This is a genomic window from Amycolatopsis dongchuanensis (genome assembly GCF_039542405.1).
In the GTDB taxonomy this organism is placed as follows: domain Bacteria; phylum Actinomycetota; class Actinomycetes; order Mycobacteriales; family Pseudonocardiaceae; genus Amycolatopsis_E; species Amycolatopsis_E sacchari.
Genome location: NZ_BAABIB010000035.1, coordinates 1 through 23,604, shown reverse-complemented (window position 1 = coordinate 23,604; position 23,604 = coordinate 1). Strand labels below are relative to the sequence as shown.

General features: G+C 71.0%; 26 protein-coding genes. 17 read left to right on the top strand and 9 right to left on the bottom strand.

The annotated features are described in order from the left end of the window. The first annotated feature begins 9 nt into the window (after positions 1–9). Together ABFX51_RS06640 and ABFX51_RS06635 are read left to right on the top strand one after the other, a co-directional pair. Positions 10–1,893, top strand: a complete 1,884-nt coding sequence (locus ABFX51_RS06640) for a tetratricopeptide repeat protein (protein ID WP_346052780.1) — start codon at positions 10–12, stop codon at positions 1,891–1,893. Between the two features lie 10 nt (positions 1,894–1,903). Then, a complete protein-coding gene (locus tag ABFX51_RS06635) occupies positions 1,904–2,674 on the top strand; it encodes an enoyl-CoA hydratase-related protein (RefSeq protein ID WP_091513895.1) in 771 nt (256 codons plus the stop codon). Here the strand turns inward: ABFX51_RS06635 and ABFX51_RS06630 are convergent. Further along, positions 2,671–4,197 (bottom strand): APC family permease, encoded by a 1,527-nt coding sequence (locus tag ABFX51_RS06630; RefSeq protein ID WP_091513893.1) that lies wholly within the window; start codon positions 4,195–4,197, stop codon positions 2,671–2,673. The genes ABFX51_RS06635 and ABFX51_RS06630 overlap by 4 nt on opposite strands. 82 nt (positions 4,198–4,279) lie before the next feature. Beyond that, on the bottom strand, positions 4,280–4,813 hold the full coding sequence (locus tag ABFX51_RS06625; protein WP_218153566.1) for an NUDIX domain-containing protein: 534 nt from the start codon (positions 4,811–4,813) through the stop codon (positions 4,280–4,282). A 47-nt stretch (positions 4,814–4,860) separates the two neighbouring features. Between ABFX51_RS06625 and nucS the strand changes: the two genes are divergently transcribed. From nucS to ABFX51_RS06610, 3 genes are all read left to right on the top strand, one after another. After that, positions 4,861–5,520, top strand: a complete 660-nt coding sequence (gene nucS, locus ABFX51_RS06620; RefSeq protein ID WP_091513888.1) for an endonuclease NucS — start codon at positions 4,861–4,863, stop codon at positions 5,518–5,520. A gap of 125 nt (positions 5,521–5,645) precedes the next feature. Next, positions 5,646–6,431, top strand: a complete 786-nt coding sequence (locus tag ABFX51_RS06615; RefSeq protein WP_346052777.1) for a hypothetical protein — start codon at positions 5,646–5,648, stop codon at positions 6,429–6,431. Between the two features lie 352 nt (positions 6,432–6,783). Then, a complete protein-coding gene (locus ABFX51_RS06610; RefSeq protein ID WP_346052775.1) occupies positions 6,784–7,917 on the top strand; it encodes an acyltransferase family protein in 1,134 nt (377 codons plus the stop codon). Here ABFX51_RS06610 and ABFX51_RS06605 read toward each other — a convergent pair. Then, the gene (locus ABFX51_RS06605; protein WP_091513881.1) at positions 7,901–8,083 is read right to left on the bottom strand and encodes a hypothetical protein; all 183 of its coding nucleotides are present in this window, start codon (positions 8,081–8,083) and stop codon (positions 7,901–7,903) included. The genes ABFX51_RS06610 and ABFX51_RS06605 overlap by 17 nt on opposite strands. 218 nt (positions 8,084–8,301) lie before the next feature. Between ABFX51_RS06605 and ABFX51_RS06600 the strand changes: the two genes are divergently transcribed. The 6 genes from ABFX51_RS06600 to dhaM are packed head-to-tail and all read left to right on the top strand — an operon-like array spanning position 8,302 to position 13,673. Beyond that, positions 8,302–10,002, top strand: a complete 1,701-nt coding sequence (locus ABFX51_RS06600) for a sodium:solute symporter family protein (RefSeq protein WP_346052773.1) — start codon at positions 8,302–8,304, stop codon at positions 10,000–10,002. A 13-nt stretch (positions 10,003–10,015) separates the two neighbouring features. Then, positions 10,016–10,279, top strand: a complete 264-nt coding sequence (locus ABFX51_RS06595; RefSeq protein ID WP_091513876.1) for a hypothetical protein — start codon at positions 10,016–10,018, stop codon at positions 10,277–10,279. A gap of 46 nt (positions 10,280–10,325) precedes the next feature. Beyond that, positions 10,326–11,306 (top strand): DUF3558 domain-containing protein, encoded by a 981-nt coding sequence (locus ABFX51_RS06590; protein ID WP_245783310.1) that lies wholly within the window; start codon positions 10,326–10,328, stop codon positions 11,304–11,306. A gap of 60 nt (positions 11,307–11,366) precedes the next feature. Beyond that, entirely contained in the window at positions 11,367–12,368 is a 1,002-nt protein-coding gene (gene dhaK / locus ABFX51_RS06585; RefSeq protein WP_346052771.1) for a dihydroxyacetone kinase subunit DhaK, read from the top strand. A gap of 1 nt (position 12,369) precedes the next feature. Then, positions 12,370–13,002, top strand: coding sequence for a dihydroxyacetone kinase subunit DhaL (dhaL, locus tag ABFX51_RS06580; protein ID WP_346052769.1), 633 nt, complete (start codon positions 12,370–12,372; stop codon positions 13,000–13,002). Beyond that, positions 12,999–13,673, top strand: coding sequence for a dihydroxyacetone kinase phosphoryl donor subunit DhaM (dhaM, locus tag ABFX51_RS06575; RefSeq protein WP_346052767.1), 675 nt, complete (start codon positions 12,999–13,001; stop codon positions 13,671–13,673). Before dhaL ends, dhaM begins: the two co-directional genes overlap by 4 nt. A gap of 371 nt (positions 13,674–14,044) precedes the next feature. Here the strand turns inward: dhaM and ABFX51_RS06570 are convergent, their stop codons facing one another. After that, complete coding sequence (locus tag ABFX51_RS06570) at positions 14,045–14,248, bottom strand: FmdB family zinc ribbon protein (RefSeq protein WP_091513867.1); 204 nt, start codon at positions 14,246–14,248, stop codon at positions 14,045–14,047. 57 nt (positions 14,249–14,305) lie between these two features. Here ABFX51_RS06570 and ABFX51_RS06565 point away from each other — a divergent pair, with 57 nt between their 5' ends. Next, complete coding sequence (locus ABFX51_RS06565) at positions 14,306–15,436, top strand: alkaline phosphatase family protein (RefSeq protein ID WP_091513865.1); 1,131 nt, start codon at positions 14,306–14,308, stop codon at positions 15,434–15,436. 491 nt (positions 15,437–15,927) lie between these two features. Here the strand turns inward: ABFX51_RS06565 and ABFX51_RS06560 are convergent, their stop codons facing one another. Continuing rightward, on the bottom strand, positions 15,928–16,494 hold the full coding sequence (locus tag ABFX51_RS06560) for a TetR/AcrR family transcriptional regulator (protein ID WP_245783309.1): 567 nt from the start codon (positions 16,492–16,494) through the stop codon (positions 15,928–15,930). A gap of 130 nt (positions 16,495–16,624) precedes the next feature. Here ABFX51_RS06560 and ABFX51_RS06555 point away from each other — a divergent pair, with 130 nt between their 5' ends. Together ABFX51_RS06555 and ABFX51_RS06550 are read left to right on the top strand one after the other, a co-directional pair. Beyond that, complete coding sequence (locus ABFX51_RS06555; RefSeq protein WP_346052764.1) at positions 16,625–18,046, top strand: MFS transporter; 1,422 nt, start codon at positions 16,625–16,627, stop codon at positions 18,044–18,046. A 9-nt stretch (positions 18,047–18,055) separates the two neighbouring features. Further along, positions 18,056–18,346 carry a hypothetical protein gene (locus ABFX51_RS06550; RefSeq protein ID WP_346052762.1) on the top strand — a complete coding sequence of 97 codons (291 nt, stop codon included), beginning with the start codon at positions 18,056–18,058 and terminating at the stop codon, positions 18,344–18,346. 262 nt (positions 18,347–18,608) lie between these two features. Here the strand turns inward: ABFX51_RS06550 and ABFX51_RS06545 are convergent, their stop codons facing one another. Continuing rightward, a complete protein-coding gene (locus ABFX51_RS06545) occupies positions 18,609–19,472 on the bottom strand; it encodes an NmrA family NAD(P)-binding protein (protein WP_346052760.1) in 864 nt (287 codons plus the stop codon). Positions 19,473–19,545: 73 nt separating this feature from the next. Here ABFX51_RS06545 and ABFX51_RS06540 point away from each other — a divergent pair, with 73 nt between their 5' ends. Continuing rightward, positions 19,546–20,112 carry a TetR/AcrR family transcriptional regulator gene (locus ABFX51_RS06540; RefSeq protein ID WP_346052758.1) on the top strand — a complete coding sequence of 189 codons (567 nt, stop codon included), beginning with the start codon at positions 19,546–19,548 and terminating at the stop codon, positions 20,110–20,112. On the opposite strand, the gene ABFX51_RS06535 is transcribed toward ABFX51_RS06540, so the two are convergent. Next, a complete protein-coding gene (locus ABFX51_RS06535) occupies positions 20,109–20,618 on the bottom strand; it encodes a GNAT family N-acetyltransferase (RefSeq protein ID WP_346052756.1) in 510 nt (169 codons plus the stop codon). The two genes, ABFX51_RS06540 and ABFX51_RS06535, sit on opposite strands and share 4 nt — an antisense overlap. 21 nt (positions 20,619–20,639) lie before the next feature. Between ABFX51_RS06535 and ABFX51_RS06530 the strand changes: the two genes are divergently transcribed. Beyond that, the gene (locus ABFX51_RS06530; RefSeq protein WP_091513852.1) at positions 20,640–21,383 is read left to right on the top strand and encodes an alpha/beta fold hydrolase; all 744 of its coding nucleotides are present in this window, start codon (positions 20,640–20,642) and stop codon (positions 21,381–21,383) included. On the opposite strand, the gene ABFX51_RS06525 is transcribed toward ABFX51_RS06530, so the two are convergent. Then, the gene (locus ABFX51_RS06525; RefSeq protein ID WP_346052754.1) at positions 21,380–21,577 is read right to left on the bottom strand and encodes a hypothetical protein; all 198 of its coding nucleotides are present in this window, start codon (positions 21,575–21,577) and stop codon (positions 21,380–21,382) included. The genes ABFX51_RS06530 and ABFX51_RS06525 overlap by 4 nt on opposite strands. A 30-nt stretch (positions 21,578–21,607) precedes the next feature. Further along, on the bottom strand, positions 21,608–22,180 hold the full coding sequence (locus tag ABFX51_RS06520; RefSeq protein ID WP_346052752.1) for a phosphotransferase: 573 nt from the start codon (positions 22,178–22,180) through the stop codon (positions 21,608–21,610). 109 nt (positions 22,181–22,289) lie between these two features. Between ABFX51_RS06520 and ABFX51_RS06515 the strand changes: the two genes are divergently transcribed. Further along, positions 22,290–23,604: cbb3-type cytochrome c oxidase subunit I (locus ABFX51_RS06515; RefSeq protein WP_346052750.1), on the top strand; the 1,315-nt coding region annotated here is incomplete at its 3' end.

Below are 23,604 nucleotides of genomic sequence, written 5' to 3'. Positions count from 1 at the left end.
ACCGGAGAGGTGACGCTCGCGCAGCTGCCGTCGGTTTTCGCCGGGCGGGCGCGGGAACTCGCCGAACTCGACGCCCATCGCGAGGGGCTGGTGATCCTGACCGGCCCGGCGGGCGCTGGCAAGACGACGCTGGCGCTCCACTGGCTCCACCGCGTACGCGCCGACTATCCCGACGGGCAGCTGTACGCGGACCTCGCGGCTTTCGACCCGGCAGGTCCGACAACGCCGGAAACGGTGCTGCACCGGTTTCTCACGGCGTTGGGCGTTCCGGCGGACGAAGTGCCAGAAACGCGCGAAGAGCGCGAAGCGGTGTACCGGTCGTTGACGGCTGGGCGCGCTGTCGCCGTGTTGCTCGACAACGCTGTCTCGGCCGCGCAGGTGCGTCCTTTGCTGCCTGCCGGTGGCATCGCCGTGGTGACCAGCCGGTGGCGGCTGGCCGGTCTGGCGAACTACGTCGAAGTCGGTCCGCTCGACGGTGACGAGGCCGTCGAGCTGCTGGCGGAACTGGTGGGACAGGAGCGGGTCGAGGCTGAACCCGAGGCGGCTCGGACGCTTGTGATGCTGTGCGGAGGGTTGCCGCTCGCCCTGGCGGTCGTCGCCGCGCGGCTGCGCGCCCGGCCGCGACGGAGTCTGCGGCGCGAGGCGGATTCGCTCGGACGGCGTGTCGTGTCGTCGGAGGAACCGTCACTGAGCGGGGTGCTCGACGCGTCTGTCGTGCGCCTTTCCCCGGCAGCGGCGAGGCTGTACCGCCTCGGCGGGCTGCACCCGGGCGGCGGTTTCGACGCCGGGATGCTGATCGACGTGAGCGGCGCCGAGCCCGAGGAGGTCGACGACGCGCTGGAGGAGTTGCTCGACGCGAACCTGATCGAGGAGGACGAGCACGGCCGCTTCTGCTTCCACGACCTCATTCGCGCGCACGCCGCCGCCAGCGCGGAGCAGGAGCCCGATGCGCTCAGGCGCGCGATCGTCGAGTGGTACCTGAAGGCGCTGGTGCGGGCCGACGCCAGCGTGCACCCGCACCGCTGGCGGCTGAGCCCGCTCTACGCCGAGGTCGGGCCGATGTCTGCCGACGAGGCCTGGCGCTGGCTGGACCGGGAGCAGGCGGCGGTGCGAGGCGCGCTGCTGGAGGCGGAGCGTCAGGGCTGGTCGGAGCTGGTCTGGCAGTTCTGCGAGGCGCTGTGGGGGTTCTTCCTCCACCACCGCGACTACGCGGAGTGGATCGAGCTGCAGCAGCTGGGCATCGCCGCCGCGCAGCGGTGCGGCCACCGGCTCGCGGAGGCGCGGCTGCGGTCGCAGCTCGGGTTCGCCTACGCCAAGGTCGGCCGGTACCGCGAGGCCGTCGCGGAGAACGAGCTCGCGTTGCGGCTCGGCCGGGCCGAGAAGCACGACCTGACGATGGCGACCGCGTTGTCGCAACTCGGCCGCGCGGCGAGGGGTTCCGGCGACCTGCTCGCCGCACTGGACCACTTCCGCGACGCGGCGGGGGTCCAGGCGCGCATGGGGGTGCCGCGCGGGGTCGCGTTGTGCCGCCGGCGCGCGGGGGAGGTGCTCGCCGACCTGGGCAGGCTGGAAGAGGCCGCGGCCGAGCTGACCGCGGCCGCCAGGGCGATGGCGGAGCTGGACGACCCGGTCCAGTACGCGCGGACCCTCACAGCACTGGCGTCTCTGCACGCCCGCCGCGGCCGCGCGGAGGAGGGGCTCGCCCTGATGCGCGAAGCACTGGCGATGACACGCGAGGCCGGTTCACCCGCGTCCCTCGCGGAGGTCCTGCTCGCCTTCGGTGAGCTGGAGACCGCGTCCGGTCGCGTCGAGTCGGCGCGGGAGCACCTCGCGGAGGCCAGAGCGCTCGGCGAGGCGCGGAGCCGAGTTCCCATCGAGGAGTCCGGGACGTAAGTTCGGGAGCATGGGCGAGTACGAGCACATCCTGGTCAAGCGCGAGAACGACACGGTCACGATCACGATGAACCGGGCCGCGCGGCGGAACTCGTTGTCGGAGGAGCACCTCCGTGAGCTGCACGCGGCGTTCCAGGCGGCGGGGCAGAGCGACGCCACCGGGATCGTGCTCGCGGGGGCGGGGCCGGTGTTCTCCGCCGGACACGACTTCGGTGACGTGGCCGCGCGCGACCTCGAAGGCGTGCGCTCGCTGCTGCGGCTGTGCACGGACCTGATGCACACCATCCAGTCGGTGCCCCAGGTCGTCATCGCGCGCGTGCACGGCCTCGCGACCGCTGCGGGCTGCCAGCTCGTCGCGTCGTGCGATCTCGCTGTCGCCGCCGAATCGGCCGGTTTCGCGCTGCCCGGCGGCAAGGGCGGCTGGTTCTGCCACACCCCGGCGGTGCCGGTGGCGCGCGCGGTCGGCCGGAAGCGGTTGATGGAGCTGGCCCTCACCGGCGACCCGATCGACGCAGCGACCGCGCTCGACTGGGGGCTGGTGAACCGCGTGGTCCCGGACGAGCAGCTCGACGAGGCCGTCGCGGAGCTCCTCGGCCGGGCGACGCGCGGCAGCCGGGCGAGCAAGGCGCTGGGCAAGACCACCCTGTACGCCCAGCTCGACCGCCCGGAAGCCGACGCGTACGCCATCGCGGTCGAGGTGATGGCGGCCGCTTCGCAGACCCCCGACGCTCGCGAGGGCATGGCCGCCTTCCTCGAGAAGCGCAAGCCGAACTGGGGTTAGGGGCTGTCGGCCAAGGTGAAGTGGCCGAGCTCCGCGTACACCTCCGGCTTGCGGCGGCGCAGCACGAGTGCGATCACCACACCGATCGCGAACATGCCTGCCGCGATTTCGGGCAGGAACCGGATGAACCACGCGTCGCCGGCGCCGGAGAGCGCGCTGCGGTTCGCCACCAGCAGGAAACACGCCCCGGCCATCGCCGCGCCGCCGAGCACCGGTGCCACCAGCGTGGACCACCAGTGGAAGCCGTCGCGGGCCTTCGTCAGGAAGTACCGGATGATCGCGACCGACGCGAGCGCCTGCACCCCGAGGATGCCGAACACCCCGAGCAGTGGCGCCCACGTGCCGAGCTTGAGCAGCGCGCCTTCGGTGCTGGGGTCGTAGAGCACGAAACCCAGCCCGCACAACGCCACGAGGATCGTGACCGTCATGGCCGCCGTCGCGGGGCTGTGCCGCTTCGACGTCTTCGCCAGCTTCGCGGGCAACACGCCTTCACGGCCGAGCGAGAACAGGTACCGCGCGCCGGTGTTGTAGAACGCCATGGCGCACGCGAAGGAGCTCGTGATCGCGAGTACCTGCATGACCGTCGTGAGCGGTGTGCCGACGTAGCGGTCCGCCAGCGGGAAGAACGCCGACGCGAAGGCGCCCTCGAACTGGTCCTTCACCGCCTGCACCGACTCCGGCAGGCCCCAGCCCGAGACGAACAGGTACGACACGAACATGTAGAAGAGGCCGAGCCCGATCACCGAGGCGTAGGTCGCGGAGCGGGCTATGCGGTGCGGGTCGCGGGACTCCTCGGCGTAGTTGGGTGCCATCTCGAAGCCCACCCAGGACCAGAACGCGGCGAACAACGCCACGCCCGCCGCGGCCCCGCCGAACACCGAAATCGCACTGCCGTTGCCGAAGATCTCGGCCGGGTTGAACGGTTTCGCCGAAAACCCGTGCGCCCCACCGTGCACGAGCACGCCGATCCCGAGCACGAGCAGCGCCAGCACCTCGGAGATCAGCAGCACGCCGAGCACCTTGGACGTGAGCTCGATGTGGAACCACGCGAGCAGCGTCATCACCGCCAGCCCGGCGATCATGTAACCCCACGCGGGAATGCGCACGCCGGTCCACGATTCGACCCCGGTGGCGGCGAAGTACCCCATCACGCCGATCACCGAGGCGGCGAACACGATGTAGCACAAGGCGATCAGCACCCCGGAGCCCACGCCGACGACGCGGCCGAGCCCGCGGGTGACGAACGTGTAGAACCCGCCGGCGGACGTCACGCGGCGGCTCATCGCGATGTAGCCGACGGAGAACACCGTCAGCGCGACGGTCGCGAGCAGGAACGCGGCGGGGGCCGCGTAGCCGCCGCCCTGCACGGCGACGGGCACGTTGAACAGCATCGCCGTCAGCGGCGCGGCGCCGGTGACGATGCAGAACAGGACGGAGGGCAGCCCCAGCGCGCCCGCCGCGAGGCGGCCGTGGTGCGGGGCGGGTTCGGCGACGGCGACGGGACGGGCGGTCAGTTCGGTCATCCGGTGCCTCCGGAACGGGGGAGGGGGCGAATTCCCGAACGCTAGGACCGCGGTGTTGCCTGGGCGTTGCGCTGCGGAGAAATCACCGTTCCCGCTCGCGGAGCAGCAACAGGGCGTACGCCGCGATGGACTGCGCGTCGGTGATCTCGCCGCGCTTCACGAGCTGTTCGAACTCGGCGCGAGTGAACCAGGCCGTGCGCATGTCCTGTTCCTCGTGCTCGCGTTCGTGCGGGCCTTCGGTGAGGTCGGTGGCGAGGTAGACGCGGCCGCGCTGGCTCGACATGCCGGGTGCGACGTCGAGCAGGCCGAGGTCCTCCAGCTTGCCCGCGATCAGCCCGGTCTCCTCACGCAGTTCGCGTGCGGCGAGTTCGAGGGGGTCGACCTCGGCGAGGTCGGGTGCCGTGCCCTGCGGGAACTCCCAGCGGCGCAGCCCGACGGGGTAGCGGAACTGCTCGACGAGGTGCAGCCGGTCGCCGTCGAGGGGGATGACCAGCGCGTACCGCGGCTTGTCGACGACGCCGTAGATGCCGTCGGAGCCGTCGGGGCGGCGGATGGCGTCTTCGCGCACGGTCATCCAGTTGTTGCGGTACACCTCGCGGGAGCTCAGCTGTCGAATGGGATCCACCCGAACAGTGTGCCCAAGGCGTCTTCTACCCTCCTCGGGTGCGCCTCGTCATCGCTCGTTGCCAGGTCGACTACGCCGGCCGCCTGACCGCCCACCTGCCGATGGCCACCCGGCTGCTGCTCATCAAGGCCGACGGCTCGGTTTCCATCCACTCGGACGACCGGGCCTACAAGCCGCTGAACTGGATGAGCCCGCCGTGCTGGCTCATCGAGGACGGCGACATCTGGACGGTGCAGAACAAGGCGGGCGAGAAGCTCGTGATCACGATCGAGGAGCGCCTGCACGAGCTGAAGCAGGACCTCGGCGCCGAGCCCGGTCTGGTGAAGGACGGCGTGGAGGCGCACCTGCAGGAGCTGCTGGCCGAGCACATCACCACGCTGGGGGAGGGCTACTCGCTCATCCGCCGCGAGTACCCCACGGCGATCGGCCCGGTCGACATCCTCTGCCGTGACGCCTCGGGCAGCACGGTCGCGGTGGAGATCAAGCGCCGCGGTGAGATCGACGGGGTGGAGCAGCTGACGCGGTACCTGGAACTGCTCAACCGGGACCCGCTGCTGGCGCCCGTGCAGGGCGTGTTCGCGGCGCAGCTGATCAAGCCGCAGGCGCGCACCCTCGCGGAGGACCGGGGCATCCGCTGCCTGACCCTGGACTACGACAAGCTCCGCGGCACGGAAAGCGACGAGTTCCGGCTTTTCTGACGGCAGAATTGCCGCCTTCGGGCCCGCGCGATCGATCGCGTCCGAATTGTTTCCGGTCGCTTCGGCGCTGACCTCCTCAAGATCGGTTAGGGTCATGATCGTTTGTGCGACTTGGGGAGTTGGGCATGAGCAGACCGGACGACTACGAGGCGGCGGCCACGAAGGCCGGACTGGGGAAAAGGCTCGCGGTGCACCGGCGGTACCGGCCGGTGCCGCTGGCGATGCAGGCGTGGCTCGGCGGTGCGGCGCTGGCCATCGGCATGGCCGTCGGGGTGGGCGTCGGCACGTGGTGGCCGCTGGCGGTGGCCGTCGTCGTGGCGATCGCGGCCGGGATCGCGTACGGGCGGTTGGTGCCGGTCCAGGGCCTGCAGGCCGTGCTGGTGTACGAGGAGGGTCTGCTCCTCGCTGGCGAGGCCGGGCCGGGGCGCATCGTCCACTGGGACGACGTCCGCGCCACCGAGTACGTCCCGGAGAGCTACCGGGACGAGCGGCTGGGGGCCGGGCAGACCAGGACCACCCGCACCTACGAGCGGGGCACGATCTGGGTCCCGGGCGCCCCGATCGACCTGCAGCACGTGCGGCGGATGGCGCGGCTGTTCGAGGAGATCGACGACCGGATCATCCCCGCCATCCAGGTCGATCTCGAAGAGGCGCTGCACACGGAGGGGAGCGTCCAGTTCGACAAGGGCGGTCTCGTCGTGACGCCCGCCGGGCTGGTGCACAACCCGCGGTACGGCGAGGGTGGGGAGTTCCCGTGGTCGCAGGTGCGGTCGGTGAAGGCACCGAGCCACGGCGAACTGGAGATCAAGGTGACGAACGGTCCGCCGATCAGGCTCCGGCTGATGAACGCGAGGGCGGTCGTGGAATTCATCGAGGAACTGCGCTCGGCGGCCGGCAGCGGCCAGTCCTGAGAACGGTGCGGGATCGTCACTAAGTACCACTTGCCGCCCCGCTGCCCGTTATCGGTCATCGCCTTTCGTTCCTCCACGAGAACGCCCGGGGATTGCCGGTCTGGCCACAGCGCTGCCGAGGTGGCATTCAGGCATGAGCTGAACCGGGACGCTGAACCGGGATCGTCCTGGCCGCGATGACTAGGTGTTTCGATCGCGAGTTGTTGCGGCGTTTCAAGCCCCTTCTCCCTCAACCAGCGATTACGCCAAACGGCCTACCCCCTACTGTCATTCGACCAAAACCGATAACAGGACAATTCGGATCTGCGTAAAAACCTCGTAACACCGCGCGCCCGGGGATCGATCAGCAGGCATGACGATCTCCTGGGGGTTGTCGTCGTCGGTGGCTCGCCCGACGCGGCGGGCCGGGCATTCCCTTGCGCTGGACGGACTTCGGGGGCTCGCGGTGCTGGCCGTGGTGGCGTTCCACACCGGGGTGCTGCCGTTCGGCTGGCTCGGGGTGCCGGTGTTCTTCGTGCTGAGCGGGCATTTCATCACGCGCATCCTGCTGGAGCGCCGCACCGGGAACAGAAGCACCGACCTCGGGAATTTCCTGCGCAATCGCGCCCTGCGGTTGGCCCCTTTGTACCTGCTGGCGTGTGTGGCGCTGACGGTGCTCGCGGTGGTGAAGCACGGGCCGAAGAACCTGGCGGGGGATCTGCCGTTCCTGTGGACCTGGACCTACGACTTCCGCCCGGTCACGGCCGGGTATGTCGACAACAACCTCTACGACCACTTGTGGTCGCTGGGGGTGGAGGTGCAGCTGTACCTGGTGTGGGCGGCGCTGGCGTTGCTGCTGCCGCGGCGCTGGTTCACCCGCGTGCTCGTCGCGCTCGCCATGGGCGGGCCGGTGGTGCGGGTGCTGGTGTGGCTGGCGATGGTCGGGTTCGGCCCGGATCAGCGGGTGATCGCGACGTACGAGCTGCCCACGACGTACCTGGACGCGTTCGCGATCGGGGCGTTGACCGCGCTGCCCGAGGTGCGGGCGCGCCTGCCGCGCCCGGCCCGGGTCCTGTGGGTGGTCGCCGGGCTGACGGCCGTCATCTGCGTGGTGGAGCTGGTCGGGGTGTTGCGCCGGGAGGGTCCGATCACGGGCAACCTGCATTTCCCGATCGCGTTCCCGCGGCAGCTGGCCTGGATCTGGGGGTATTCGCTGATCGCCGCGCTCACCGGCGCGATCGTGCTCGTCGCGCTGGGCGGGTCGCGGCCGTTGTCGTGGCGGCCGCTGGCGTGGGTCGGGCTGATCTCCTACGGCGTCTACGTCGGACACCGCCCCGTGCTGGAACTGGGCAAGCGCCTGCTGCCCGAGGAACCCAGCATGGTGCTGCTGGCCGGGCTGGCCGTGGCCGTCGTCCTCGTCAGCCTGGGACTCGCCGCGGTCAGCTACCGCTGGTTCGAGCGCCCCTTCATGAGCCGCAAGCGCAACGCCCTCAGCACCACTGCGTAGGGATTTCCGGCCCCGGGTCGAAACGCGGCCGGGTGGGCAGCCACGGCTGCTCCGTCTCCTGCGTCTCCACGAGGTCCTCCCGACGCGGCCGGGGCGGTAGCTCTCCGAAGCGCGCGTAACGGAGAAACGCCAGCTCTTCCTCGGTGAACTTCTCGGCGCCGTCCACGGGACACCTCCTTGCCGGAAGGCCTCTGATCGTACTCGCGCGGCGCTCTCGAGTTGCCGATCCTCACTCGACGCGGTTGGCTGCTCACAGCGTCGGTCTCAACATGGTCAACGCGCACCGGCGAAGTTCACATGTCGGAAGCCCAGGTAGTAATGTGCGCTCGTCAGCTTGATCCTGGTGTTTCTTGTTGAATGGTGTTGACTCGTGGAGGTGCACCGGTGCATGTCCTAGCCGCAGCGAACCTGCGACTTGATGCGAGCGCGATCGACTACGTGTTGCTCGCGTTCTACTTCGTGCTGGTGCTCGGCATCGGCTACCTGGCCCGGAGGCAGGTTTCGACCAGCCTCGACTTCTTCCTCTCCGGGCGTTCCCTGCCGGCCTGGGTCACCGGTCTCGCCTTCATCTCCGCGAACCTCGGCGCCATCGAGGTCATGGGCATGTCGGCGAACGGCGCCCAGTACGGTCTGCCGACCGCGCACTACTTCTGGATCGGCGCCATCCCGGCGATGCTGTTCCTCGGCGTCGTGATGATGCCCTTCTACTACGGCTCCAAGGTCCGCAGCGTCCCGGAGTTCATGCTCCGCCGCTTCGGTCCGACGGCCCACCTGGTCAACGGCGTGAGCTTCGCGCTGGCCCAGATCCTCATCGCGGGTGCGAACCTGTACCTGCTGGCGAGCGTCGTGAACCTGCTGCTCGGCTGGAGCATCTGGGTCTCGATCATCGTCGCCGCGCTGATCGTGCTGGTCTACACCGCGCTGGGTGGTCTCTCGGCCGCCATCTACAACGAGGTGCTGCAGTTCTTCGTCATCCTCGCCGCCCTGATCCCGCTCACGATCGTCGGCCTGTACAAGGTCGGCGGCTGGAGCGGCCTGATGGACAAGGTCGGCGCGGGCCCCGGCGGCACGCCGCAGCTGCACTCCTGGCCCGGTAACCAGCTGACCGGTTTCGGCAGCAACTTCCTGTCGGTGCTCGGCCTGGTGTTCGGTCTCGGCTTCGTGCTCTCGTTCGGTTACTGGACCACGAACTTCGTCGAGGTCCAGCGCGCGATGGCGTCGAAGAGCATGTCGGCCGCGCGCCGCACACCGATCATCGGCGCGTTCCCGAAGATGTTCATCCCGTTCATCGTGATCATCCCCGGCATGATCGCCGCGGTCACCGTCACCGAGCTCATGGGCGACAACAAGCAGGCCCTGCTCGACGGCAAGGCCGCGCCCAGCGGCGCGAAGTTCAACGACGCGCTGCTCCTGCTCATGCGGGACGTGCTGCCGAACGGCATCCTCGGTGTCGCGATCGCCGGTCTGCTGGCCTCGTTCATGGCCGGGATGGCGGCGAACCTCAGCTCGTTCAACACGGTGTTCACCTACGACATCTTCCAGACCTACATCAAGAAGAACCGGCCCGACGCGTACTACCTCACGACGGGCCGCGTCGTCACCGTGATCGCCACGCTCCTGGCGATCGGCACCGCCGCCATCGCTTCGACCTACTCGAACCTGATGGACTACCTGCAGACGCTGTTCTCCTTCTTCAACGCGCCGCTGTTCGCCACGTTCATCCTCGGGATGTTCTGGAAGCGCATGACGAAGGCCGCGGGCTGGTCCGGTCTGGTGTTCGGCACGCTCGCCGCGATCGTGATCTTCGTGCTGAGCGAGATGGGTGTGCTCGACCTGCCCGGCCAGGGCACGAGCTTCGTCGCGGCGATCGCGGCCTTCGTGGTCGACATCGTCGTCAGCGTCGGGGTCACCATGGTCACCAAGCCCAAGCCCGAGGAGGAGCTGGTCGGCCTGGTGTACTCGCTGACGCCGCGCGACACGCTCAAGCACGAGACCACGGGCGAGGACGCGGGCTGGTACCGCAAGCCGGTGCTGCTGGCCGGTATCGCCGCCGTCATCACCATCGTGCTGAACATCGCGTTCTAGGAGGACGACAGCCATGGCAACCCCCACTCCGAACCGGACGCGCCGGGCGGGCGCGTTCGACATCCGGCTGGTCATCGCCCTGCTGACCGGCGTGTACGGCATCGTGCTGACGATCATGGGCATCGGGTTCACCGACGACGCGGACATCGCGAAGTCCGGTGGCATCAACATCAACCTGTGGGGCGGCATCGGCATGCTGGTCTTCACGGCGCTGTTCGTGCTGTGGGCGCTGGTGCGGCCGCTGCGCGTGCCCGAGGAGCCGCCCGCGGGCGAATGACGCGGTTCGGTGCGACCCGGCGGGGCCGGGCGGTTACGGTGCAGGCGTGCGTCTGCCTGCCCGTTCCGCCCGGCCCCGTCTTTTCGTCCCCGTCCTGCTGGGGGCGCTGCTGACCACCGCGTGCGGAGGTCCGGACCTGAGCAAGCAGAACTTCCCGCGCACCACCGTCACCGCCTCGGCCGCGCCCGACAGCCCGGTCGCCGACCCCGCCGTATCGCTCGCGGCGCTGCGCACCGTCGACCCATGTGCGCTGCTCGACAGCTCCACCCTCGCCGACGTCGGCACTCCGCGCGGCGACGCGCCGGACTCCTCCTCGCTCGGGGAGTGCGCCGTCGAGCTGACCGACGTCGGGGGCAAGAACGTCAGGCTGAACCTGAAGCTGGACGACATCACCATCAACCCCGGGGCGGCGACCGGGACCGTCGAGGGGCTGCCGCTGCTGGTCCGCGGTCCGGACGGCAAGTCGTGTTCCGTCACGGCCGTGACCTCGCGCAGCCCCGGCTACGGCGTCAACCTCGACGTCTCCTACCAGGGTGGCGACCCGTGCGGCGCGGGGCAGCTCGCCCTGCGGAACGTGGTGCGGCGCCTGCACAGCTCCCCGGCGAAGCTGTCGAAACCCGCCGGTTCGCTGATCGACGTCGACTTCTGCACGATCCTCGACGAAACGACCATCACGAACGTCCTCGGCCGCGGGTCCGATCCCACGCCCTACGGCATGCACGGCTGTTCCTGGAACGGCGGCGCGGCGACCGGCTACCTCGACTACGACGAGAAGCGCGTGCCGACCGTGGGCGAGGGCGAGACCCAGGTGGACCTCGGCGGCGGGCTCACCGGCGTCCAGGAACTCCGCAGCGGTTCGGGCAAGACCTGCTCGATCGACTGGCTGCACCGCCCCACCGCCGACGGCGAGGGCGAGGTCGTGTCCTTCGAGTACAACAACTTCCACGACGACGCCGCGAACGACGACGCCTGCGGCAAGGCGCTCACCGTCGTGAAGGCCCTGCTGGCGAAACTCCCGCGCGCGTAGCGCCGGAGCCCTCCGGGAGGTAGACAGGGGGCGGGAGATCGAGAGCCAACGGAGGCGGGCATGAAAAAGATCATCAACGATCCGGCGGACGTGGTCACCGAATCCCTGCGCGGGTTCGCCGCGGCGCACGCGGACCTCGTGCGCGTGCAGTACGAACCGGACGTGGTGGTCCGAGCCGACGCCCCCGTGGCGGGCAAGGTCGCGATCATCTCGGGCGGTGGCTCCGGGCACGAGCCGCTGCACGCCGGGTTCGTCGGGCCGGGGATGCTCGACGCCGCCGTGCCGGGTGCGGTGTTCACCTCGCCGACGCCGGACGCCGTGCAGGCCGCCGTCACCGCGACCACCGGCGAGGCCGGCGCCCTGCTGATCGTCAAGAACTACACCGGCGACGTGCTCAACTTCGAGACCGCCGGCGAGCTGGCCGCCGCCGAGGGGCTGGACGTGCGCAGCGTCGTGATCGACGACGACGTGGCCGTGGCGGATTCGACGTTCACCGCGGGGCGGCGCGGCGTCGGTGGCACGGTGCTGCTGGAGAAGATCACGGGTGCCGCGGCCGAGAGAGGGGACTCGCTGGACGCCGTGGAAGCGTTGGCGCGCAAGGTGATCGGGCAGGTGCGCTCGATCGGCGTCGCGCTCACCGCGCCCACCGTCCCGCACGCGGGAGAGCCGAGCTTCGAGCTGGCCGACGACGAGATCGAGTTCGGCATCGGCATCCACGGCGAGCCCGGCCGCGAGCGGATCAAGCTCGAACCGGCCGACGCGCTGGTGGCCAGGATGGTCGACGCCGTCGTGGAGGACCTGCCGTTCACCAGTGGGGACCGGGTGCTGCTGTTCACCAACTCGATGGGCGGGACGCCGCAGCTGGAGCTGTACCTCGCGCACGGCATCGCGGAACGGCTGCTGGCCGAGCGCGGGATCACCGTGGCGCGGCGGCTCGTCGGCCCGTACATCACGAGCCTGGAGATGCAGGGCATCAGCCTGACACTGCTCAAACTGGACGATGAACTGGCGGAGCTGTGGGATGCTCCCGTCGAAACCGCCGCACTGCGTTGGAGGGCCTGACATGAGTTGCACCGCGAACGGGGTCGCGGATGCGCTGCGCGCCGCCGCGAGCGCCATCGCCGAGCACCGGGTGGAACTGATCGAACTCGACAGGGCCATCGGCGACGCCGACCACGGCGAGAACCTCAACCGCGGTTTCGCGGCCATCGTGTCCGCACTGGACTCGGCAGTGCCGGACACGCCGGGCGCGGTGCTCAAACTCGCCGCGACCACGCTGATCTCGAAGGTGGGCGGTGCCGCCGGGCCGTTGTACGGAACCGCTTTCCTGCGGGCCGCCACCAAGGTCGGCGCGGTGTCCGAACTGGACGCCGCAGCGGTCGCGGAAGCGCTGCGTGCCGCTGTGGAAGGGGTGCAGGCGCGAGGAAAAGCCGTGGAGGGCGACAAGACGATGGTGGACGCGCTGCTGCCCGCCACCGCTGCCGCCGAGGAGGCCGCCCGCGTGGAAGGAGCCGACGTCGCGGCCGTGCTGACCGCGGCCGCCGATGCCGCGGCCAAGGGTGCGGAGTCCACTGTGGACCTGGTGGCGCGCAAGGGGCGCGCGTCGTACCTGGGGGAGCGCAGCGCGGGTCACCTGGACCCGGGCGCGCGCTCCTCGGCGTTGCTGCTCCGCGCGCTCGCGGAGGCGGCCCGGTGAGCCGCGTCGGACTGGTGCTGGTGTCCCACAGCGCGAAGCTCGCGGAAGGGCTGGCCGAGGTCGCCGGGCAGATGGCGCCCGACGTGGCGATCGAGCCCGCCGGCGGCCTCGAGGGCGGTGGCATCGGCACGGACTACGACAAGGTGGTCGCGGCGATGCAGCGCGCCGACGGCGGGGCAGGGGTCGTGCTGCTCTACGACCTGGGCAGCGCGCAGATGACCGCCGAGCTGGCGGTCGAGTCGCTGGCCGACCCGGAGGCCGCCGTAGTCGTCGACGCACCCTTCGTCGAGGGCACCGTCGCCGCCGCGGTCGCGGCGCAGGGCGGGGCGAGCCGGGCGGACGTGCTGTCCGCCGCGGCGGCCGCCGGCGCACCGGACGCCCCGCAGGCGACGGCTGGTACCGGCGCCGACCGCGTGGAACTGGTGCTGCACAACGAGGTCGGCCTGCACGCGCGGCCCGCGGCCGTGCTGGCGCGCAGCCTGGCGGGCATCGAGGCGGACGTCAGCGTCGTGCTCGGCGAGCAGGAAGCCGACGCGCACAGCGTGCTGGCGCTGATGTCGCTCGGCGCGCGCAAGGGCGACCGGATCGAGGTGCGGGCGCGGGGCGCACAGGCGGCCGAGGCGCTGCGGACCGTGCGGGACCTGGTGGAGCACAACTTCGGCGAGGAGTGACGCCGTTCAGTTGGCGCAGCCGCGGCGGGCGCTGGTGGCCAGGCTCCGGCGGCGCCGGTCAGCGTCACGGTGGAGGTCGGCTGTGTCGGCGTGCCTTTGCGGGCAGGGCGGCGAGGAGTGACCCCCGTTCAGTTGGCGCAGCCGCGGCGGGCGCTGGTGGCCAGGCTCCGGCGGCGCCGGTCAGCGCCGTGGCGGAGTTCGGCTGTGTCGGCGTGCCTTTGCGGGCAGGGCGGCAAGGAGTGACCCCCGTTCAGTTGGCGCAGCCGCGGCAGGCGCTGGTGGCCAGGCTCCGGCGGCGCCGGTCAGCGCCACGGTGGAGTTCGGCTGTGTCGGCGTGCCTTTGCGGGCAGGGCGGCGAGGAGTGACCCCGTTCAGTTGGCGCAGCCGCAGGCTCCGCCGCAGCAGCCGCCGGTGGCCGGTGCTCCGGCGGCACCCGTCAGCGCCACGGTGGTGAGCAGTTTGACCGTGTCGGCGTGCCCTTCCGGGCAGGTCGCGGGCGCCGCGGATTCGCTCATCGGGCGGTTGACCTCGAAGGTCTCCGTGCACTCGCGGCAGCGGTAGGCGTAGGTCGGCATGGCCCCATTATCAGCTGGACATGCGGAGGTGGGGTAGTCCCTGCCAAGCTGGGCCGCGTGGATCTGCCGACGGCGGGAAGCACCCCGCACCTGGCCGAGGTCGTGCCCTCCGCGCTCGCGGTGCTCGGGGTTCCCGGGTTCGAGAACTCCCTCGGCCTGCCGCCGTGCTCCGCCGCCTGCGTGCTGCTCGTCGACGGGCTGGGCTGGGAGCTGCTGGAGACCCACGCGGCCGATGCCCCCGTGCTGGCGTCGCTGCCCCGGCGCCCGCTGACGGTCGGCTTCCCGTCGACGACGGCGGGCGGGCTGGCGGCCATCGGCACCGGCGTGCAGTCGGGCGAGCACGGGCTGACCGGCTACACCTTCGAGGTGCCCGGCGTCGCGGTGCTGAACGCGTTGCGCTGGCGGGAGCACCCCGGTGGTCCGGACCTGCGGGAGCGGCTGCGCCCGGAAGAGGTCCAGCCGCTGCCGACGACGTTCATGCGTTCGGCGGCGGCGGGAGTGCACGCGTGCGTGGTGTCGGACGCGCAGTTCGCGAAGTCCTCGTTGACGGCGGCGGTGCAGCGGGGCGGGGAGTACGTGGGCGTGCACGCGCTCGGCGATCTCGCGGCGTCGGTGCAGCGGGCGCTGGCGGCGCCCGGGTTCTGCTACGCCTACCACAGCCAGCTCGACCAGCTCGGTCATCTGTACGGTCCGGGGACGCCGGCGTGGCGCATGCAGCTGCGGCAGGTGGACCGGCTGGTGGAGTCCATTGTGGACGATCTGCCGCCGGGGGCGCTGCTGGCGGTGGTGGCCGACCACGGGATGGTGGCGGTCGACGCGACGGCGCTCGACCTCGACGCGACTCCTGGCTTGATGGACGGCGTACGCGTGGTGGCGGGTGAGGTGCGGGCGCGGCACGTGTACGCGCGGCCGGGCGCCCTGTCCGACGTGCTCGCCACGTGGGGCGCGGAGCTGGGCGAACACGCGTGGGTGGCAACCCGCGAGGAGGCGATCGAGGCGGGCTGGTTCGGCCCGCGCGTGAGCGACCGCGTGCGCCCGAGGATCGGCGACGTCGTCGTGGCGGCGCGGGACCGCTTCGGCCTGCTACGCCGCCGCGCCGAGCCGATCGAGTCCGCGCTGATCGGGCAGCACGGGTCACTCACGCCGGCGGAGCAGCTGGTGCCGCTGGTGGTGGCACACCGGGAGTAGCGGTCACCGGAGCGGGGCCGGCAGGGCGATGGCCGGAGGGCGATGGTCGGAGGTGGGCTTGGCGTCGCGGCCCGCGCGGCCACGCACCCCGGCGGCCGCGCCCCGTCGCGACGATCCACCGCCCCGCCGAGGCGGCTCCGCTGTCGCTCCCGCCCCCAGAGAGGGTGGCGAGTCGCCACCGGCCGCCACGAGCAGCCACCGCTGTCCTGCCGCCTGGCAGCCACCGCAGCCCCGCAGCCGCTGCCCGGCTGCACCGTCCGCGTCCGCACCGCAGCGACCGCCGTTCCGGCCAGCGCCCCGCAGCCACCGTCGTCCCGGCCGCCTCCCGGCCGGGTCACCAGCCACTGCCCCGCGGCCGCTCGCCACCCTGCGGCCGCCGCCTGGCAGCCACCGCAGTCACCGCAGTCACCGCCCGGCAGCCACCGCCGTTCCGGCCCGCACCCCGCAACCACCGCCCGGCAGCCACCGCCCCCCCGGGCGCGCGCCCGGGATCAGCTCCCCCGCAGGCCGTCGAGCATCACCTGGAGCAGGCGGTCCGCCGTCTCCGGCGTCTTCTCCGACGCGACACCGATCCCGTGCGCCATGAGCAGCACGTCCCTCGGCTCGATGTCCCACCGGACGGCACCGGCCTGCTGCGCGGCCCACACCAGCATCTCGGCCGCGGCGTTGAGCTCGACCTTGCACGCGGCGAACACCTCGGAATCCCGGTCCATCGCCGCCTTGAGCGCGCCCGCCAGCGCCCGCTTGCGGACGCCGAAGTCCACGTGCACGCGCAGCCACCTGGCCAGCGCCTCACCCGGCTCGTAGCGCTCCGCCAGCTCGTGCGCCTGCCTTGCCAGGTTCTCGATGTCCGCCCGGTACACCGCCGCGATCAGCGCCTCGCGGTTGGGGAAGTGCCGGTAGAGCGTCCCGGGACCCACACCGGCGCGGCGGGCGATGTCGTCCAGCGGCGCTTCGGGGCCCAGCTCGGCGAAGACCTGGCGCGCGACCTCGACGAGCCGCTCGTAGTTGCGCCGGGCGTCGGCACGCATCGGCCGTGGTGTCGTCGGTGATGCCACGGGCCCTCCTTCGAAAAAAGCGGACGCGATCTCCGAATCCGGTTGCGAAACCGGAGACAACCTCCATATGATAGCTCCTGAGAAGCGGAGAGTTCGTCCGCTTGTTTTCGCGCATCCGATGGAGCACTTCTTGACTGAAAGAACGCTGTCCGCGACCGCTCCGGCGCTCGCCCGGGAGGTCCGGGCGCACCGGCCCGGCATCGTCCTGGCCACCCTGCTCACCTGTCAGCTGATGATCGTCCTCGACGCCACGGTGATGAACGTGGCGCTGCCGCGCATCCAGTCCGACCTGCACTTCAGCGCCACCGGCCTGTCGTGGGTGATCAACGCGTACACCCTCGTCTTCGGCGGCCTGCTGCTGCTCGGCGGCCGCGCCGGGGACCTGTTCGGCCGCCGCCGGGTCTTCCTCGGCGGGCTGACCCTGTTCACACTCGCCTCGCTCGCCGGCGGGTTCGCCGACTCCGCGACGTGGCTGCTCGTCGCCCGCGTCGTGCAGGGGCTCGGCGCCGCGGCCGCGGGGCCCAGCACGCTCGCGCTGCTGACCACCACGTTCACCGAGCCGAAGGCCCGGCTGCGGGCGCTGGCCCTGTTCTCCGGCATGGCCAGTGCCGGGTTCGCGGTCGGCCTCATCCTCGGCGGCCTGCTCACCGAATGGCTGTCGTGGCGCGCGGTGCTGTTCATCAACGTCCCGTTCGGCGTCGCCGCCGTGGCGCTCGCCGCCCGCTACCTGCGGGAACCGGAGCGGCACCCGGCGAAGCTCGACCTGCCCGGCGCGATCACCGCGACCGGCGGCGTGGCCGCGCTCGTCTACGGCTTCATCCGCGCCGCCACGGACGGCTGGGGCGATTCGACGACGTTGCTCGCCCTCGGTGTCGGTGTCGTCCTGCTCGCGGCCTTCTTCGCGATCGAGGTCCGCACCGCCCAGCCGCTGCTGCCGCTGCGCCTGTTCGCCGACCGCAACCGCGCGGCGGCGTACGCGAACTTCTTCCTCGGGCCGATGGCCGGCATGTCGATGTTCTTCTTCCTCGCGCAGTACCTGCAGGAGGTGCACGGCTACGGCGCGCTCGCGACCGGGTTCGCGTTCCTGCCGATGGCGCTGCTGGTGTTCGGCACGAGCAGGCTCATCCCGCGGCTGCTGCCCAGGTTCGGCCCGAAGCCGGTCGCGCTCGTCGGCACCACGCTGATGGCGTCCGGGCTCGCGCTGCTGACCCAGCTCACGACGACCACCGGGTACTTCCCGCTGCTGTTCCTGCCGATGCTGCTGATGGGCCTCGGCATGGGGCTGGCCTTCTCGCCGCTCAACGTGATCATCATGGGCACGGTGCCCCCGCGGGACGCGGGTGCGGCGGGCGGCGTGCTGCAGACCATGCAGCAGATCGGCGCCACGGTCGGCCTGGCGATCCTCGTCACGATCTTCGGCACCACGACGCGGCACGCGACCGGTTCGGCGCACGAGGTCCTGGTCACCGGCATGACGCACGCGTTCGTCGCCTCCGCGGTGATCGCCGCGCTGAGCTTCGTCGTCGCGCTGACCTTCAAGCGCACCAGATAACTTGGAGGTATGCCCCGCCGCAACCGACCCGACCGTGGCCGCCCCGTCCCACTCGGGGCGGCCACGGGCTGGGCGCGTTCGGAATCGGGGCCGGACGGCGACTGGCTCGTGCGGACGGTGCCCGGCAACCAGGCGAGCAAGGTGTACCGCTGCCCGGGGTGCGACCACGAGATCCACGTCGGCGTCGCACACGTGGTGGCCTGGCCCGCGGACGAGACCGGCTCGGTGGCCGACCGCAGGCATTGGCACCAGGCCTGCTGGCGCGCCCGCACCCGCCGGAGGCCAACCCGGCGACACTAATTTCAGAGGTGGCTTGCGGGCCGGTGCGGGTGGCGGAACCTGAGGCCCGCCCGCCAGCCCGACCACCACCCCCGGCGGAGGCGCTGCCGCGCCGCAGTGCCTTCGGCTCCGGGATCGCCGACTCATGACCCCCCGCCCGCCAGCCCGCCCACCGCCCCTCATGGACGCTTCGCGGCTGTGCCTCCCACCACGTCGGCGCTGTCCTCGCGAGGAACCGCCTCAGAACCCGCGGCGGTGCCGGTTGCTTGGGTGGTGAAGGCCGCTACGCCGCGACTGCTTCCTTGAACCAGGTGCGGAAGTCGGTCTCGGTGGGGGTCGCCGCTGCCCAGTCGGCCTCGTACAGGCCGTCGTTCTGGGCGTCGTGCATTTCGACCATGTCCTGGATCGCCTGCGTGCTGAAGCCGGCCGCGGTCAGTCCTGTGACGAAGTCCTCGTGGCTCGTCTGGTGGTAGGCGACGGAGCGGCCCATCACCTCGGACATCACGTCGGCCAGCTGGTTCGGAGTCAGCCGGTCGGGCCCGAACACGGGGACGTGCGCCTGCCCGGTCCACGACCGGTCCGTGAGCAGCCCGGCCGCCGTGCTGGCGATGTCGCGCGTGGCGATCATGGCCAGCGGCCGGTCCGGTGCGTAGGGCAGGGAGAACTCTCCCCGCTCGCGGATCGCCCCGAGATCGCGCTCCAGGTTTTCCATGTAGAACGGCATGCTGAGCGCCCGGTACGCCACACCCGTCCGCTCGAACTCGGCGTCCATCGCGAACGCGGCCGACAACAGCCCGGCGGGCTTCGGCCAGCCGTGTCCGGCGCTGGTGACTCCGACGACGTGGCCGACGCCGTGTCGGCGAACCGCGTCCGCGCCCGCCCTGGCGAAGGCCAGGTAGTGCGCCTCGGCGCTCGAAGCGCGCATATCGGGCGGCACGAGCCAGAACAGCGCATCCGCTCCGGGTAGTGCCCGGTCCAGCACGTCCGCATCCCCGTGGGAGCCCTCGACCACCTCGACGCGCTCGCGCACGTCGGGGCCGAGTTTCGCGGCGTCGCGGACGATGACCCGGACAGGCTCGCCCTCGGCGAGCAGCCGGGCCACGAGCTTGCTGCCGATCTGGCCGGTGGGGGTGGTGACGACGATCATGATCTCTCCTAATCGGAAGTTGAACTCCGGTTCCTATTTGAACCGTAGCGGAAGCGGAACTACGATTCAAGTTATGTCCGCCCCCGACCGCGCCCTCCGTGCCGATGCCCGACGCAGCCGTGACGCGATCGTCGCGGCCGCCAGTGAGCTGTTCGCGCAGCGCGGCAGCGAAGTCCAGATGGACGAGATCGCCGAGCGCGCCGGAGTGGGCATGGGCACGCTGTACCGGCACTTCGCCACCAAGCAGGCCCTGCTCGCCGCCATCGTCGGACTGCGGTTCGCGGCGATGACCGAGCAGGCCCGCGCCGCCGAGGAGGTCGACGACCCCGGTGCGTCGTTCCGGGAGCTGCTGCTCGGCTACCTGGAGGCGGCGGCACGGGACGCCGCGTTCCGGTACGCCATCCTCGGCCCCGAGAAGAAGGAGTGGGCGGGGATCGCCGACCAGAAGGCGCGGTTCGCCGACATCGCGCGGCGGATCATCCGGCGCGCCGTCGACGCCGGCCACGTCCGCAGCGACCTGACCTTCACCGACTTCGTCCTCATCACCCGCGGGGCCATGGCCAACATGAACCCGGACGACGATGACTGGCGCCGCCACCTGACGCTCGTGTTCGAAGGCATCGGCGCGGGGGAGCGCTAGTCCCGGCGCAGGTGGCGCGTGAGGGCTCCCTCGTACAGCGTCTCCAGGTACGTGCGGAAGCCCAGCCGCTTGGCGACGTTCATCGACGGCTGGTTCGCCACGTTCACGCTGATCTGCACCGGGTACCGCGGCAGCGTCCGGTCGGCCCAGCCGATCACCGCCGCGGCCATCTCCGTCGCGTAGCCGTGGCCCCACGCCTCAGGCAGGAACCGGTAGTACACATTCAAAATCTTCTCGTCGCCGAACGTCCGCAGCTGCAGCCCGCCGACGCCGAGCACCTCTCCCGTCGCCAGTGTACGCACGGGCAGGTAGCCGAAGCCGTGCACCGCCCAGTCCTCCAGCCACGAGTCGAACTTCGCGTCGCTCTCCGCGGCGTCCGGCGGCTCGGGGTGGTACCGGTTCGTGCGCGGGTCGGTCTGGATCCGCACCACGATCGCGCGGTCGGCCTCCGTGAGCGGGCGCAGCAGCAGCCGCTCGGTGCGGATCTCGGGGAACTCGGCGGCCACGGCAGTACACAATAGGGACCCATGTCGGAACTCCCGCTCGTCCTGCTGCACGCCTTCCCCGTCGACGCCCGGATGTGGCAACCGGTGCGGGCACCCCTGTCCGCCGCGGGCCGGTTGATCACCCCCGACCAGCGGGGCCTCGGGCGCACCGCGCTGCCCGAGACCGACCGCGCGCCCAGCCTCGAGGACGCCGCACGGGACGTCGTGGCGCTGCTGGACAAGCTCGAACTCGACCGCGTGGTGCTCGGGGGCTGCTCGATGGGCGGCTACGTGACCATGGCCGTGCTGCGCCTGGCCCCGGAACGGGTGGGCGGCTTGGTGCTGATCGACACCAAGGCGGCCGCCGACACGCCCGAAGCGGCGGAGAACCGCGAGCGCGTGGCCGCGCGGGCCGAGGCCGAGGGCATCTCGTGGCTCGCCGAGTCGATGCTGCCGAACCTCCTGGCCGAGCGCACCCGCACCGAGCGGCCCGACGTCGTGGAGACCGTGCGCGACCTGATCGGCTCGCAGCCCCCGGCCGGGGTGGCGTGGGCGGCACGGGCGATGGCCGCCCGCCCGGACTCCTTCGACGTGCTCGCTTCGGCCGACGTCCCGGCGCTCGTCGTCGTGGGCGAGGAAGACGGCCTGACCCCGCCGGACGCGGCGCGCGCGATGGCGGACGCCCTGCCGAAGGGGGAGCTGGTGGTCCTGCCGGGTGCCGGTCACCTCACCCCGCTGGAGGTTCCGGACGCGCTGGCCGAGGCGATCGTGGGCTGGTGGCGCTAGGCGAAATACCGGTCGGCGGCGGCTCGCGCCTCGGGTAACCGGTCCGGGAACCGGCGGGCGATGACGAACCGCCAGCACACCGCGTACAGCTCACGCAGTCGCAGGTACGCGGCCAGCCCTTCGACTTCGCCGGGATAGGCGGCCACGGCGCCGGGGCCGTCCGAACGGGCGAGGCACGCGAGGTCCCACGCCACCGGCCCGCGCCAGGTGTCCTCGAAGTCCAGTCACTTCGGACCGTCCGGGGTGCGCACGAGGTTCCCGGTGTGGGCGTCGCCGTGGAGCGGTTGCGCGGGCAGGTCCGGCAGGGCGGCGAGGCTGCGCGCCACCTCGTCCGGCAGCCGGGGGTCGTCCGCGGACGCCAGCATCGCCGGAAGATCCGTCGCGGGGCCCGAATCGCTGTAGTCGCCCGGAAAGTCCGCCAGTGCGGCGTGCAACCCGGCGAGCAGAACGGCCGCTTCGCCCGGTTCGAACACCGCCCCGGGCTCGTGACGTGTGAAACGCCACAGCGTCACCGGAAGCCCCAGCTCGACGTGTGGTCCCGGGTCTTCGAAGGGCGGGATGACCGGTGCGTCCCGCTCCGCGAGGAACGCCGACAACGCGACGTCCCGGGCCATCCTGGCGGTCGGATCGGGCCACGCGAGGAGCGTCGTGGCGGGCACCCTCGCGACCGCCGGACCCAGCCTGACCAGCACGTTCGACCGGGACGCGAGCACCTCGGGCTCGCCGGCGGGCAGCCCGAGCCGCCGGCCGACGGCGACCGCCGCGGCAACGGCCGAGGTCAGCCACGGGTCTTCCATCGCGTGATCTTCCCAGCCGGTGCGCAGGCTTGTCGGACCCGGGGGATACGATCCGATCGGCTGCCCCGGCGGCCGCAGACAGACATCGAGGCAAGTCTTGGAGGCAGGAGTGACAGCCGTAGCCCCGCAGCCGATCGCTACGCGGCCGTACCCGGCGCGTGAGGCGGCCAAGGGTTCGTTCCTGCTGCGGTTGTTCCGCACGACGGACCACAAGCAGATCGGCGTGATGTACCTGGTCACGTCGTTCGCCTTCTTCATGATCGGTGGCGCGATGGCGATGCTCATCCGCACCGAGCTGGCGCGTCCGGGGCAGCAGTTCCTCTCGAACGAGCAGTACAACCAGCTGTTCACGATGCACGGCACGATCATGCTGCTGATGTACGCGACCCCGATCCTGTTCGGGTTCGCGAACTTCGTGATGCCGCTGCAGATCGGTTCGCCGGACGTCGCGTTCCCGCGGCTCAACGCGTTCTCGTACTGGCTGTACCTGTTCGGCAGCACGATCGCGGTGTCGGGCTTCCTGACGCCGGGTGGCGCGGCCGACTTCGGCTGGTTCGCCTACACGCCGCTGTCCGACGCGATCCACTCGCCCGGTGTCGGCGCCGACATGTGGATCGCGGGCCTCGCGGTCTCCGGTCTGGGCACCATCCTCGGTGCGGTCAACATGGTCACCACGATCGTCTGCCTGCGCGCGCCCGGCATGACGATGTACCGGATGCCGATCTTCACGTGGAACATCCTGGTCACGTCGCTGCTGGTGCTGATCGCGTTCCCGATCCTGACCGCCGCGCTGATGGGCCTGCTGGCCGACCGGCACATCGGGGCCCACGTGTTCGACCCCGCCAACGGCGGCGTGATCCTGTGGCAGCACCTGTTCTGGTTCTTCGGCCACCCCGAGGTGTACATCGTCGCGCTGCCGTTCTTCGGCATCGTGTCGGAGATCTTCCCGGTCTTCTCCCGCAAGCCGATCTTCGGTTACAAGGGCCTGGTCTGGGCGACGCTGGGCATCGCGGCGCTGTCGGTCGCGGTGTGGGCGCACCACATGTACGCCACCGGCGCGGTGCTGCTGCCCTTCTTCTCCTTCATGACCTTCCTGATCGCGGTGCCGACCGGTGTGAAGTTCTTCAACTGGATCGGCACGATGTGGAAGGGGCACCTGACCTTCGAGACGCCGATGATCTTCTCGATCGGCTTCCTGGTCACGTTCCTCTTCGGTGGCCTGACCGGCATCCTGCTGGCGGCGCCCGCGATCGACTTCCACGTGTCGGACAGCTACTTCGTGGTGGCGCACTTCCACTACGTGCTCTACGGCACGATCGTGTTCGCGACCTTCGCCGGGATCTACTTCTGGTTCCCGAAGATCACCGGCCGGATGCTGGACGAGAAGCTGGGCAAGCTCCACTTCTGGACCACGTTCATCGGCT